10 protein-coding genes are annotated in these 12,570 nt (G+C 61.5%); all 10 read right to left on the bottom strand.

What is annotated here, in order from left to right; all coding sequences use genetic code 11:
- Positions 1–46: 46 nt before the first annotated feature.
- Positions 47–763 carry a TetR/AcrR family transcriptional regulator gene (locus B0D71_RS08515; protein WP_103394387.1) on the bottom strand — a complete coding sequence of 239 codons (717 nt, stop codon included), beginning with the start codon at positions 761–763 and terminating at the stop codon, positions 47–49.
- 99 nt (positions 764–862) lie between these two features.
- Positions 863–2,365, bottom strand: a complete 1,503-nt coding sequence (gene lysS / locus B0D71_RS08510) for a lysine--tRNA ligase (RefSeq protein ID WP_103394386.1) — start codon at positions 2,363–2,365, stop codon at positions 863–865.
- Between the two features lie 95 nt (positions 2,366–2,460).
- Positions 2,461–3,556, bottom strand: a protein-coding gene (prfB, locus tag B0D71_RS08505; RefSeq protein ID WP_103394385.1) for a peptide chain release factor 2 whose coding sequence is annotated in 2 segments (ribosomal slippage) — positions 2,461–3,483 and positions 3,485–3,556 — 1,095 coding nt in all. Because the reading frame shifts where the segments join, the coding sequence is not laid out codon by codon here.
- A 287-nt stretch (positions 3,557–3,843) separates the two neighbouring features.
- Positions 3,844–4,845 (bottom strand): response regulator, encoded by a 1,002-nt coding sequence (locus B0D71_RS08495; protein ID WP_103394383.1) that lies wholly within the window; start codon positions 4,843–4,845, stop codon positions 3,844–3,846.
- A 48-nt stretch (positions 4,846–4,893) separates the two neighbouring features.
- A complete protein-coding gene (gene cheB / locus B0D71_RS08490) occupies positions 4,894–5,904 on the bottom strand; it encodes a chemotaxis response regulator protein-glutamate methylesterase (RefSeq protein ID WP_103394382.1) in 1,011 nt (336 codons plus the stop codon).
- Positions 5,901–8,180, bottom strand: coding sequence for a hybrid sensor histidine kinase/response regulator (locus B0D71_RS08485; RefSeq protein ID WP_103394381.1), 2,280 nt, complete (start codon positions 8,178–8,180; stop codon positions 5,901–5,903). The genes cheB and B0D71_RS08485 overlap by 4 nt, the downstream gene beginning before the upstream one ends.
- Positions 8,177–8,857, bottom strand: a complete 681-nt coding sequence (locus tag B0D71_RS08480; protein ID WP_103394380.1) for a chemotaxis protein CheW — start codon at positions 8,855–8,857, stop codon at positions 8,177–8,179. The genes B0D71_RS08485 and B0D71_RS08480 overlap by 4 nt, the downstream gene beginning before the upstream one ends.
- Positions 8,854–10,125: a CheR family methyltransferase gene (locus B0D71_RS08475; protein WP_103394379.1), complete on the bottom strand. Its 1,272-nt coding sequence runs from the start codon at positions 10,123–10,125 to the stop codon at positions 8,854–8,856. The genes B0D71_RS08480 and B0D71_RS08475 overlap by 4 nt, the downstream gene beginning before the upstream one ends.
- Positions 10,122–10,658: a chemotaxis protein CheW gene (locus tag B0D71_RS08470; protein WP_103394378.1), complete on the bottom strand. Its 537-nt coding sequence runs from the start codon at positions 10,656–10,658 to the stop codon at positions 10,122–10,124. The genes B0D71_RS08475 and B0D71_RS08470 overlap by 4 nt, the downstream gene beginning before the upstream one ends.
- Positions 10,658–12,280: a methyl-accepting chemotaxis protein gene (locus B0D71_RS08465; protein ID WP_103394377.1), complete on the bottom strand. Its 1,623-nt coding sequence runs from the start codon at positions 12,278–12,280 to the stop codon at positions 10,658–10,660. The genes B0D71_RS08470 and B0D71_RS08465 overlap by 1 nt, the downstream gene beginning before the upstream one ends.
- Between the last annotated feature and the right edge of the window lie 290 nt (positions 12,281–12,570).

Below are 12,570 nucleotides of genomic sequence, written 5' to 3'. Positions count from 1 at the left end.
AGCCCCCTCGCCACAGGCCCGCTCCCACAGGTATGCACCAACCGAACTACACCGACGCCAGCACCAGGTGCATGTAGCGCGTCAGGATGCCGAGCATTTCCTCTTCGGCAGCCGGCTCGTCTACGTTGAGCAGCCCCTGATATTCCATCCGCCCGATAATCGCCGTCAACACCTTGGCATCCTGATGCGGCTCGCGCGAGCCCAGCACCTGGAACAGCTGGCAAGAGCCCTGCAACAGGATTTGCTGATGCGAGCGCACCAGTTCGGCCAGGCGCGGGTTGAGCAATGCCTCCTGGCGGAATGCTTGCTCGGCCATCAAATGTTCGCGGCGATTGACCAATTGCCGGTGAACGTAATCGGTCATCAGCCGCGCAATATCGTCCGCCAGCTTCGAGCGCGCCTGCGGGCTGCCATCGCCACTGGCGATCATGTCGCGCAACAGACCTTCGTTATTCACCCACAACTTGCCCATGTACGCGGCACTGCGCTCCACGTATTGGGCGAAGGTATCGGTGAGCAAGTCATCGATATCCTTGAAATAGTAGGTGGTCGCCGACAACGGCACTTGCGCCTCGGCGGCCACCGCGCGATGTCGCACGGCGCGCACGCCATCGCGCACGACAATGCGCATGGCAGCGTCGAGAATTTCCTGTCGACGCTGCTCGCTGCCCTGTCGGCTGGCCTTGCGGCCCTGGTACTGAACACTTTCAGCGACCGCAGTGGCGATACCCGCTGCACCTTCTTGAGCTATTGCACGAATCACGACAGGTATTTCCTCTCAGATGAAAGTAACAAGTTGATACGTTTGTACCAGACAGGCAATAAAAAACCGCCTGAAAAGGCGGTTTTTTAATTGAAACACTTACGCTTGCGGCCGCATGTGCGGAAACAGGATCACGTCGCGGATCGATGGGGAGTTGGTCAGCAGCATCACCAGGCGGTCGATGCCGATACCTTCACCCGCCGTTGGCGGCATGCCGTACTCCAGCGCACGCACGAAGTCGGCGTCGTAGTGCATGGCTTCGTCGTCGCCGGCGTCCTTGTCGGCCACCTGGGCCATGAAACGCTCCGCCTGGTCTTCCGCGTCGTTCAACTCGGAGTAGGCGTTGGCGATTTCACGGCCACCGATGAACAGCTCGAAACGGTCGGTGACGTTCGGGTTCTCGTCGTTGCGACGAGCCAACGGCGACACTTCGAACGGGTACTGGGTAATGAAGTGCGGCTGCTCCAGCTTGTGCTCGACCAACTCCTCGAAAATCATCACCTGCAATTTGCCCAGGCCTTCGAAGCCCAGCACCTTGGCGCCAGCTTTCTTGGCGATGGCGCGGGCCTTGTCGATGTCGTTCAGGTCGTCAGCGGTCAACTCTGGGTTGTACTTGAGGATCGAGTCGAACACCGACAGACGCACGAATGGCTCGCCGAAGTGGAACACCTTGTCGCCGTACGGCACGTCGGTAGTCCCCAGCACAAGCTGAGCCAGCTCGCGGAACAGTTCTTCGGTCAGGTCCATGTTGTCTTCGTAGTCGGCGTAAGCCTGGTAGAACTCCAACATGGTGAATTCAGGGTTGTGACGCGTCGAAACGCCTTCGTTACGGAAGTTGCGGTTGATCTCGAACACTTTCTCGAAACCACCGACCACCAGACGCTTCAAGTACAGCTCCGGCGCGATACGCAGGAACATGCCCATGTCCAGAGCGTTGTGGTGAGTCTCGAACGGCTTGGCTGCCGCGCCGCCAGGAATGGTTTGCAGCATCGGCGTTTCCACTTCCAGGAAGTCACGCTTCATCAGGAAGCTGCGGATGTGGGCGATGACTTGCGAACGCACGCGGAACGTCTGGCGCACGTCTTCGTTGACGATCAGGTCAACGTAGCGCTGGCGATAGCGCTGCTCGGTGTCGGTCAGGCCGTGGTGCTTGTCCGGCAGCGGACGCAGGGATTTGGTCAACAGGCGCACGTTGGTCATTTCAACGTACAGGTCGCCCTTGCCGGAACGGGCCAGGGTGCCTTCGGCGGCAATGATGTCGCCCATGTCCCAGGTTTTCACCGCGGCCAGGGTTTCTTCGGACAGGGTCTTGCGGTTGACGTAGACCTGGATGCGACCGGTCATGTCCTGGATCACCATGAACGAGCCACGGTTGAGCATGATACGACCGGCAACCTTGACCGGAATCGCAGCCTCTGCCAGCTCTTCCTTGGTCTTGTCCGCGTACTGTTTCTGCAGTTGCTCGCAGTAGTTTTCACGGCGGAAGTCGTTCGGGAAGGCATTGCCCTTGGCGCGCTCGGCAGCAAGCTTTTCCTTGCGCAGGGCGATCAGGGAGTTTTCTTCCTGTTGCAGGGCTTGCGGATCGAGTTCTAGGTCGCTCATGTCTTTAAATATTCCATCTGGTTCGTTGTCCCCGGCCTGCGGCCGGGGATCGCCGGCAAGCCGGCTCCTACAGGGGATCGCGGTGTGTCAGTGTATTACAGCCCGGACTTCAGGCTCGCTTCCAGGTATTCGTCGATGTCGCCATCGAGCACCTTGTCGCAGTCGCTGCGTTCGATGTTGGTGCGCAGATCCTTGATGCGCGAGGCATCGAGTACGTACGAACGGATCTGGTGACCCCAGCCGATATCCGACTTGGTGTCTTCCAGCGCCTGGGAGGCGGCGTTGCGTTTCTGCATTTCCTGCTCATACAACTTGGCCCGCAGCATTTTCATGGCGGTGTCCTTGTTGGCGTGCTGGGAACGTTCGTTCTGGCAGCTGACCACGGTGTTGGTCGGTACGTGGGTGATACGTACGGCCGAGTCGGTGGTGTTTACGTGCTGACCACCGGCACCGGAGGAACGATAGGTGTCGATCCGCAGGTCTGCCGGGTTGATCTCGATTTCCACCTTGTCATCGATCTCGGGGGAAACGAACACCGCAGAGAAAGAGGTGTGGCGACGGTTGCCGGAGTCGAACGGGCTCTTTCGCACCAGGCGGTGTACGCCGATCTCGGTACGCAGCCAGCCAAAGGCGTATTCGCCCTTGATGTGCACGGTGGCGCCCTTGATCCCGGCGACTTCACCGGCCGACAATTCCATGATGGTCGCGTCGAAGCCGCGTTTGTCGGCCCAGCGCAGGTACATGCGCAACAGGATGTTGGCCCAGTCCTGGGCTTCGGTGCCGCCGGAACCGGCCTGGATGTCCAGGTAGGCGTTGTTCGGGTCCATTTCGTGGCTGAACATGCGGCGAAATTCCAGCTTGGCCAGATTTTCCTCGAGACGGGCCAGCTCGGCGACGACATCGCCCACTGCGCCTTCGTCGTTTTCTTCGACGGCCATGTCCAGCAGGTCGCGGCAATCGGCCAGACCGGTGTTCAGCTCGTCGAGGGTTTCGACGATTTGCGCCAGCGCAGCGCGCTCGCGGCCCAGCTCCTGGGCGTATTCAGGTTTGTTCCAGACACTCGGATCTTCAAGCTCGCGATTGACTTCGGTCAGACGCTCATGCTTTTGATCGTAGTCAAAGATACCCCCGAATAGTTTCGGAGCGCTCGGACAGGTCCTTGATGGTGTTCAGGATCGGGTTGATTTCCATGACGGGCAGCACTCGTTGGCGAACTTTTGAAAGCCGGCGAGTATACCGTAATCAAGCGGTCCCGGCAGCCCGCGTGGCGGGTTTACCGGCGAATGGTTTCAGATGACGGCCTCAAGCTATCACGCCCACCTGTGGCGAGGGGGCTTGCCCCCGTTCGACTGCGCAGCAGTCGTAAAACTGCCTGATTGGGCATGGCTGAAACACGCAGATGCAGGTTTCAGGGCCGCTTCGCGACCCAACGGGGACAAGCCCCCTCGCCACAGGTTCATCTACATGCAGGTCGAGCGTTACTCAACCCCCACCTGATTACGCCCATTGTTCTTCGCCGAATACAGCCCCTTGTCCGCTGCCGAGATCAGCTCTCGACAGTTGCTGCCTGCTTTCGGGGTCATGGTCGACAGGCCGATGCTGATGGTCAGGCTCGACCCTTCGCTCGGCGAATTGTGCGGGATCTTCAGGGCTGCCACGGTCTGGCGCAGCTTCTCGGCCACCAGCCGTGCTCCGCCCGGCGAGGTGTTGGGCAGCACCAGGGCGAACTCTTCGCCGCCGTAGCGTGCCGGCAGGTCCGAAGGCCGGGCGCTGGCATCACGGATCGCCGCGGCGACCTTGCGCAGGGCTTCGTCGCCCTCCAGGTGGCCGAAACTGTCGTTGTAGGCCTTGAAATAGTCCACGTCGATCATCAGCAACGACAACTGGCTTTGCTCACGCAGCGAACGACGCCACTCCAGTTCCATGTATTCATCGAAGTGCCGACGGTTCGACAACCCGGTCAGCCCATCGGAATTCATCAGGCGTTGCAGCACCAGGTTGGTGTCGAGCAATTGCTGCTGGCTGACCCGCAACGCGCGGTACGCTGCATCCCGCTGCAGCAGGGTCATGTAGGAACGCGAGTGATAGCGGATGCGCGCGACCAGTTCGATGTTGTCCGGCAGCTTGACCAGATAATCGTTGGCCCCAGCCGCAAAGGCCGCGCTCTTGATCAGCGGGTCTTCCTTGGTCGACAGGACGATGATCGGGATGTCCTTGGTCGCCGGGTGATTGCGGTACTCGCGCACAAGGCTCAGGCCGTCGAGACCGGGCATGACCAGATCCTGCAGGATCACCGTTGGCTTGATGCGCACCGCATGGGCGATGGCCTGGTGCGGGTCGGCGCAGAAGTGGAAATCGATATTCTCTTCGTTCGCCAGGCCGCGGCGCACGGCTTCACCGATCATGGCCTGATCGTCCACCAGCAACACCATGGCGGCGTTTTCGTCGGTCTTGAAGTCGTCGAGCTGTAATTCATTCATGTGCGGTCACCTGAGTACTGCCTGGGCCAGGAATGCGGGAAAAGATGTTCATTTGGCGAATATCTCCAGCAATCGTGGCGCTATCTTGTCCAGCGGGCGAATCTCTACGGCAGCGTCGATGGCCGCGGCCGCCTTTGGCATGCCGTACACCGCACTGCTGCTTTGGTCTTGTGCGATGGTCAGGTAGCCCTGTTGGCGCATGAGTTTAAGCCCCTGGGCGCCATCACGCCCCATGCCGGTGAGTAAAACCCCCACGGCGTCACCGCTCCAGTAACTGGCCACGCTCTCGAAAAACACATCGATGGAGGGCCGGTAGATCTCGTTGACCGGTTCGGCGGTGTAGGCCAGCGTGCCGTTTTTCAGCAAGCGAATATGATGATTGGTGCCGGCCAGCAATACCGTGCCGCTTTGCGGCGCCTCGCCTTGCTGGGCCAGGCGCACCTTGAGACCGCTGGCGCTGCCGAGCCATTCAGCCATGCCGGCGGCAAACACCTGATCAACGTGCTGCACCAGCACGATGGCCGGAGAGAAATCACGCGGCAGCCCTTTGAGCAAGACTTCCAGCGCCGCCGGTCCACCGGCGGATGAGCCAATGGCGATCAGGCTCTGGCGTGGGCCCGAACTGCGCAGCGGTGCCGGCGCCGCGCGCGGACGGTTGCCCTTGTCGCCGATCAGCCAGCTGATGTTCATGATCTTGCGCAACAACGGCGCAGCCGCCTCCTGGGCATTGCCGGCGCCGACGGTCGGGGTGTCGACCACATCCAGCGCACCGTGGCCCATGGCCTCGAACACCCGGTGCACGTTCTGCTGGCGATCCACGGTGACGATGACAATGGCACACGGGGTCTCGGCCATGATCCGTCGCGTGGCCTCCACGCCATCCATCACCGGCATGATCAGGTCCATCAGAATCAGGTCCGGCGTGTCCTGCGCGCACTGGCGCACCGCCTCGGCGCCATTGCCGGCAACCCAGACCACCTCGTGCGCGGGCTCGAATGCCAGGGCGCGACGCAGGGCCTCCACCGCCATGGGCATGTCATTGACGATTGCGATTCTCATGCCCTAGCTCCTCCGATGAGCTCGACCACTGCATCGAGCAAGGCGTCGTCATGAAAACTGGCCTTGGCTAGATAATAGTCGGCCCCGGCATCCAGTCCACGACGCCGGTCCTCTTCACGATCCTTGTAGGACACCACCATCACCGGCAACGATTGCAGGCGATTGTCCCGACGCAGCAGCGTGACCAGTTCGATGCCATCCATGCGCGGCATATCTATGTCGGTGATCAGCAGATCGAAATCCTCCGAACGCAGCGCGTTCCAGCCATCCATGCCGTCCACCGCAACCGCCACGTCGTAACCGCGATTGAGCAACAGCTTGCGCTGCAACTCTCGCACGGTCAGGGAATCATCCACCACCAGAATTCGTTTGCGGGCCGCCTCGACCACCTGATTGCTGTGACGGGCAATACGTTCCAGACGCCCCGTGTTAAGCAGTTTTTCCACCGAACGCAGCATGTCTTCGACATCGACGATCAGCACCACCGAGCCATCGTCAAGCAAGGCCCCGGCGGAAATGTCCTGGACCTTGCCCAGACGCTCATCCAGCGGCAGCACCACCAAGGTCCGCTCACCGACAAACCGTTCCACTGCCACGCCGTAGATCGCATCGCGCTCGCGAATCACCACGACTTTCAGGGTTTGCCCGCTGTTTTGGCTGGCCGGACGATGCAGCAACTGACTGGCCGCCACCAGGCCGACATGCCGGCCTTCGTGCCAGAAGTGTTGACGACCTTCGACCTGCACGATATCCGTCGGCTCCAGATCGCACATGCGCTCGATGTGCGCCAGCGGGAAGGCGTAGGCTTCATCGCCGACTTCCACGACCAGGCTGCGCACCACCGACAGGGTCAGCGGCACTTCGAGGTGGAAACGACTGCCCTCGCCCGCCGTCTGCTCCAGCACCACCGCGCCGCGCAACTGCCGGACCATGTGCTGCACCGCATCCAGGCCGACGCCGCGACCGGACACCTCGGTGACCGTGTCGCGCAGACTGAAACCGGGCAGGAACAGGAACGTCAGCAACTCCTCTTCGCTCAACTGCGCGGCAGTTTCTGCGGGGGACAAATTGCGTTCAACGATGCTGCGACGGACCTTCTCCAGGTCCACGCCATTGCCGTCATCGCTCAATTCAAGCACCAGCAAACCGGCCTGATGAGAAGCGCGCAGGCGAATCAAACCTTCTGCCGGTTTGCCCGCCAGCAGGCGCTGCTCCGGGGTTTCGATGCCGTGGTCGACCGCATTGCGCAACAAGTGAGTCAGCGGCGCTTCGAGCTTTTCCAGTACGTCGCGATCGACCTGAGTCTTCTCGCCGTCGATTTCCAACCGTACCTGCTTGCCCAGGTCGCGCCCCAGATCACGGACCATGCGCACCTGCCCGGCCAGCACATCGGCAAACGGCCGCATGCGGCAAGCCAGCGCCGTGTCGTACAACACCTGCGCCCGCTGACTGACCTGCCAGGCGAACTCATCAAGTTCGGCGTTCTTCTCCATGAGCAATTGCTGGGATTGCGCCAGCAAGCGCCGCGCATCCTCGAGAACTTCCTGGGCTTCCAGGCTCAAGGCGTGATCCTTGAGGTGAACGTTGAGACTCTCCAGGGCTCGCAGGCTGTTGCTCTGCATGCGCTTGAGGCGCTGCATGGTCGCCAGGTGCGGTTTGAGCCGCTGGGTTTCCACCAGGGATTTGCTCGACAGATCGAGCAGGCTGTTCAGGCGCTCGGCGGTGACACGCAGTACGCGTTCGCCATTTTCAGTGGTGCGTTTGGTCTTGCGCGGAACGGCTGTCGGTATGGGTTCGACGACAGGTGCCGGTGCCTCGACCTTGGGCGCAGGTGCTTCAAGTTGAAGTTCGGCCATCACCGGTGCAGCAGGCGCAACCAGCGGGACCGCCGGGTCCAGCAACCGCGCCATCAACGCCACGTAGGCTTCGATGTCCGCACCCTCCGGGTTGTTGCTCGGCGTGGCGATGCGCATCAGCAGGTCGGTGCCTTGCAACAGCGCATCGATGTGTTCAGGGCGCAACAACAGACGGCCTTCCTGAGCACTGACCAGGCAATCTTCCATCACATGGGAGACGCTAACCCCCGCATCGACGCCGACGATCCGCGCCGCACCCTTGAGCGAGTGCGCCGCACGCATGCACGATTCAAGTTGATCGGCCCGCGTCGGGTCGCGCTCAAGCGCCAACAGGCCGGCGCTCAGGACCTGGGTCTGGGCTTCGGCCTCCAGGCTGAACAGCTCCAGCAAAGAGGCGTCGCGCATTTGCTCGGGGGTCATGTGAGGCTCCGGGTCACGGCGGATAGCAGCTGTTCTTCATCCAGCCAACGCAGGCTGCGACCTTTGAATTGCAACACGCCACGGGTGTACTTGGCGCTGGCCTGGGTACCCGAGCGCGACGCGGCATCGAGGATGCGCTCGTCGATGGCGTGAATCCCGTCGACTTCGTCCACTGGCACCACCACTGGCCCGCCGTGGGCCGCGATAATCAGCATGCGCGGCATGACCCGCGCGCCGGACGCCGCGTTGACAGTACCGTCGAGCCCCAACAGTTCCACCAGCGACAGGCAAGCGACCAGCGCGCCGCGCACATTCGCCACGCCGAGCAAGGCCCGGGAGCGCTGGTGCGGCAAGGAGTGAATCGCTTGCAGTGGCGCCACCTCGACCAGACTGCGGGTCGCGAGAGCCAGCCACTCTTCACCCAGACGGAACATCAACAGCGAACGGGTTTTCACCTCGCTCTCGACCGCGACGGAGTCTGGCCCGCGATCTTCCTGCTGCAACGCATAGCGATCGAGCAAGCGTGTGGCGGCCGCCGAATACACCGCACAATTGCGGCAGTGAATATGGTCGGCCAGCAACGGGCAGGACTTGTCGCCGTGGATACCGATGCGGTTCCAGCAGTCGTCGATGGCCTGGGCATCCCGGGTGACGCTAAAGGTGTCGGAGGCGATCATCGTTTACGCTCACTGTCGGCGGCGCGCCCGCTACGGGCGGCACGCTCCTGCAATCGTCTGGCCCCCGTCGCGTCGCCCTGGGCCTGCAGCAATGCGGCCAGGTGCATCAACGCTTCGGAATGTTGCGGTTCGAGGTACAGCACCTTGCGATAAAAGCCCTGGGCTTCCAGGACGTTGCCGGCGACATCGCTGAGCAGTCCCAGCCAATAGAACACCTGGGCTACCGGTTCATGACTGCGCAAATAGCTTTCACAAGCGGCCCTTGCCTCGGCGCTTTTACCTTCGTTGGCCAGCGTGGCGATGTTCGCCAGCAGCACGGCCGTATCGGTGCCAGACGTTTTCGGCGCAGAAGCCAGCGGCACGACACTGGCGAATGGGCGGCTGCGCACTGGCGCAGGTGGCGGATTGCGCAGCGGTTGCGGCACAGGCAATGGTGTTGGAACGAATACCGGAAAAGGTTCAGGGTCCGCAGCCCCCTGTCGACTGAACGCGAAGGACTGCGCGATACCGATCGAGCGCATCCCCAGACGCCCCAGCAGACTGCCTTCGGCCGGACCGATAAACAGCACGCCTTCATCGTGGGTCAGGCGCTTGAGCACTTCGAAGACTTGCTTCTGGGTCGGCTGGTCGAAATAGATCAGCAGGTTGCGGCAAAACACGAAGTCGAACGGCGGCTCACCGGCCAGCAAGGCCGGATCCAGCAGATTGCCGACCTGCAAGCGCACCTGCTCCTGCACACGCGGGTTCAGGCGATAACCGTCGCCCTCGGCCGTGAAATGACGGTCGCGAAACGCAATGTCGTCACCCCGAAAGGAGTTCTTGCCGTATAAGGCGCGCCTGGCTTTTTCCACCGACAGCGGGCTGACGTCCATGCCGCCGACCTTGAACTGGTGCGGATTGAGCCCGGCATCGAGCAACGCCATGGCGATTGAGTAAGGTTCTTCGCCGGTGGAACACGGCAGGCTGAGAATCCGCAGTGCGCGCAGGTTGTTGATCTCGGCCAGCCGTTTGCTCGCCAGCTTCGCCAGGGTGGCGAAGGATTCCGGATACCGGAAGAACCAGGTTTCCGGAACGATCACCGCTTCGATCAACGCCTGCTGCTCGTCCCGTGAGCCCTGCAAGGTGAGCCAATATTCATCGACCGAGGATGTTTGCGCAGCGATGCTGCGCTGGCGCACTGCACGCTCGATGATCGCCGGCCCCACGGAAGTCACGTCCAGGCCGATACGCTCCTTGAGGAAGTCGAAAAAACGCTGATCGCTGTTCATGGGCGGTCCTCCAGCAGCACCGGATCCAGTGGCGGCGAAGGGAATAACAAGGCGCGAACCTGGTCGTCCAGCAAATCGCTGACCCGTACCCATTGCAACAAGCCCAGCTCATCCTTGCGCACCGGCCCGAGGTAAGGCGTCTGCCGATTGTCCAGGCCGTATGGCTGAAAATCCGCCGGGTCGCAGCGCAAGGTATCGGTCGCCTGTTCCAGTATCAGCCCGAGTAGCTGTGTCTCGGCGGTTGCATCCGGGCGATAGTTGACCAGCACCAGCCGCGTGCTGGTTCGGCCCTGTGCCGGCGTACCAAACGTCAGTGCGCTCAAGTCGATCACCGGCACCACGACGCCCCGATAGGCAAACACCCCGGCGACCCAGGCAGGGGCATGGGCAATGGGCTTCAAGGGCAGGCGCGGCAGCACTTCCGCCACTTCGATAGCCTTTAATGCATAGCGCTCGTTGCCGATGCGAAACACCAGAAACAAGGCATGCAGCGCCTGCTTCACGGCAGAGCGTTTGGCCGTGATTTCGCTCATCAGACTTTGAATCGCGAAACGCCGCTGCGCAGCCCGACGGCCACCTGGCTCAGCTCATCGATGGCGAAACTGGCCTGACGCAGAGACTCGACCGTCTGGCTGCTGGCATCACCCAACTGCACCAGCGCATGGTTGATCTGCTCGGCACCAGTGGCCTGGGCCTGCATGCCTTCGTTGACCATCAGCACCCGCGGCGCCAGCGCCTGGACCTGATGGATGATCTGCGACAACTGCTCACCGACCTGCTGCACCTCGGACATGCCGCGACGCACCTCCTCGGAGAACTTGTCCATGCCCATGACCCCGGCCGATACCGCTGACTGGATTTCGCGCACCATTTGTTCGATGTCGTAGGTGGCCACCGCCGTCTGGTCTGCCAGGCGCCGCACTTCGGTGGCGACCACGGCAAAACCGCGCCCGTATTCCCCGGCCTTCTCGGCCTCGATGGCGGCGTTGAGCGACAACAGGTTGGTCTGGTCGGCGACCTTGACGATGGTCACCACCACCTGATTGATGTTGCCGGCCTTCTCGTTGAGGATCGCCAGCTTGGCATTGACCAGATCGGCCGCGCCCATCACCGAGTGCATGGTTTCTTCCATGCGCGCCAGGCCCTGTTGTCCGGAGCCGGCGGCCACCGAAGCCTGGTCGGCGGCGGTGGAGACCTCGGTCATGGTCCGCACCAGATCCCGCGAAGTGGCGGCGATCTCACGAGAGGTCGCGCCGATTTCCGTGGTGGTGGCGGCGGTTTCCGTGGCGGTGGCTTGTTGCTGCTTGGACGTCGCGGCGATCTCGGTGACCGACGTGGTCACCTGCACCGACGAACGCTGGGCCTGGGATACCAGCGAGGTCAGCTCGGTCATCATGTCGTTGAAACCGGTTTCCACCGCGCCGAATTCGTCCTTGCGCTCCAGGTTCAGGCGGCTGCTGAGGTCGCCCGTGCGCATGATTTCCAGAATATCCACGATGCGGTTCATCGGCGCCATGATGGCGCGCATCAGCAACAGGCCGCAGAGGCCGGCGGCCAGCACTGCCACCAGCAGGGAAATGCCCATGATGGTTTTTGCGGTGAGCACCGCGTCATCGATGGCCGCAACATCCTGGTCTGCCACCGCTTTGTTATGACGCAGAATCTCACTGAGCTTCATTCGACCAGCCGTCCAGGCCGGGGTCAGTTCTTCGTTGAACATCTTGATGGCTTCGGTTTCCTGGTTGCGTTTATGCAACTCGGTAACGGCGAGCAGGATCCGATGGTAATCCTTGTGGATGTTTTCAAACGCGGCGTACTCGACCTTGTCTTCATCCGTCGTGACCGTTCCACGATACAGCTCCATCTGCTCTTGCAGACGCGCAGAGAAGTCCTTGAAGTCCGATGCATCCTTGGCGGTGAAGCCCTGCCCCTGCTCCAGTCCCAGCATCGCCATCATTCGCAAATAACTGTCGGACCAGGCGCCGCGGATCATCGAGCTGTAATACAAACCGGGCAGAGCATCTTCGCGAACGCTGGCTTCGCTGCTTTCGATCTTCAACAACCGGGAATACGAGACGACCACCATCAGCAGCATGATGGCGATAATTACCGCAAAGCTCGCCAAAATGCGTTGGCGCAACGTCCAGTTCTTCACAGTCAATCCTCGGGCCTGATTCGAAATGCGGGGAGTATAGCCGAGGGCGGTGTTTCATTTATAAGACGGATGTATACCGCCGCTCATCCCGCGGGCAAGCCGGTGGGCTCTGGATGGGGACTGTCCGTTAATTGAGGGGATGAGTGCCAGCGGTGATTGGGTAGAAACGGGCGACGGATCGGCCATTTGGGATGGGGGGGGCCTGAAAACGCCTTCGCGAGCAGGCTCGCTCCCACGATGGAACTTCAGTGGTCACAGATTTTATGAACACTAGAGATTCAATGTGGGAG

The organism is Pseudomonas laurylsulfativorans (assembly GCF_002906155.1).
Taxonomy (GTDB): Bacteria; Pseudomonadota; Gammaproteobacteria; order Pseudomonadales; family Pseudomonadaceae; genus Aquipseudomonas; species Aquipseudomonas laurylsulfativorans.
Note: the sequence above shows the minus strand (reverse complement) of the source record. Positions and strands in the feature narration are given on the sequence as shown.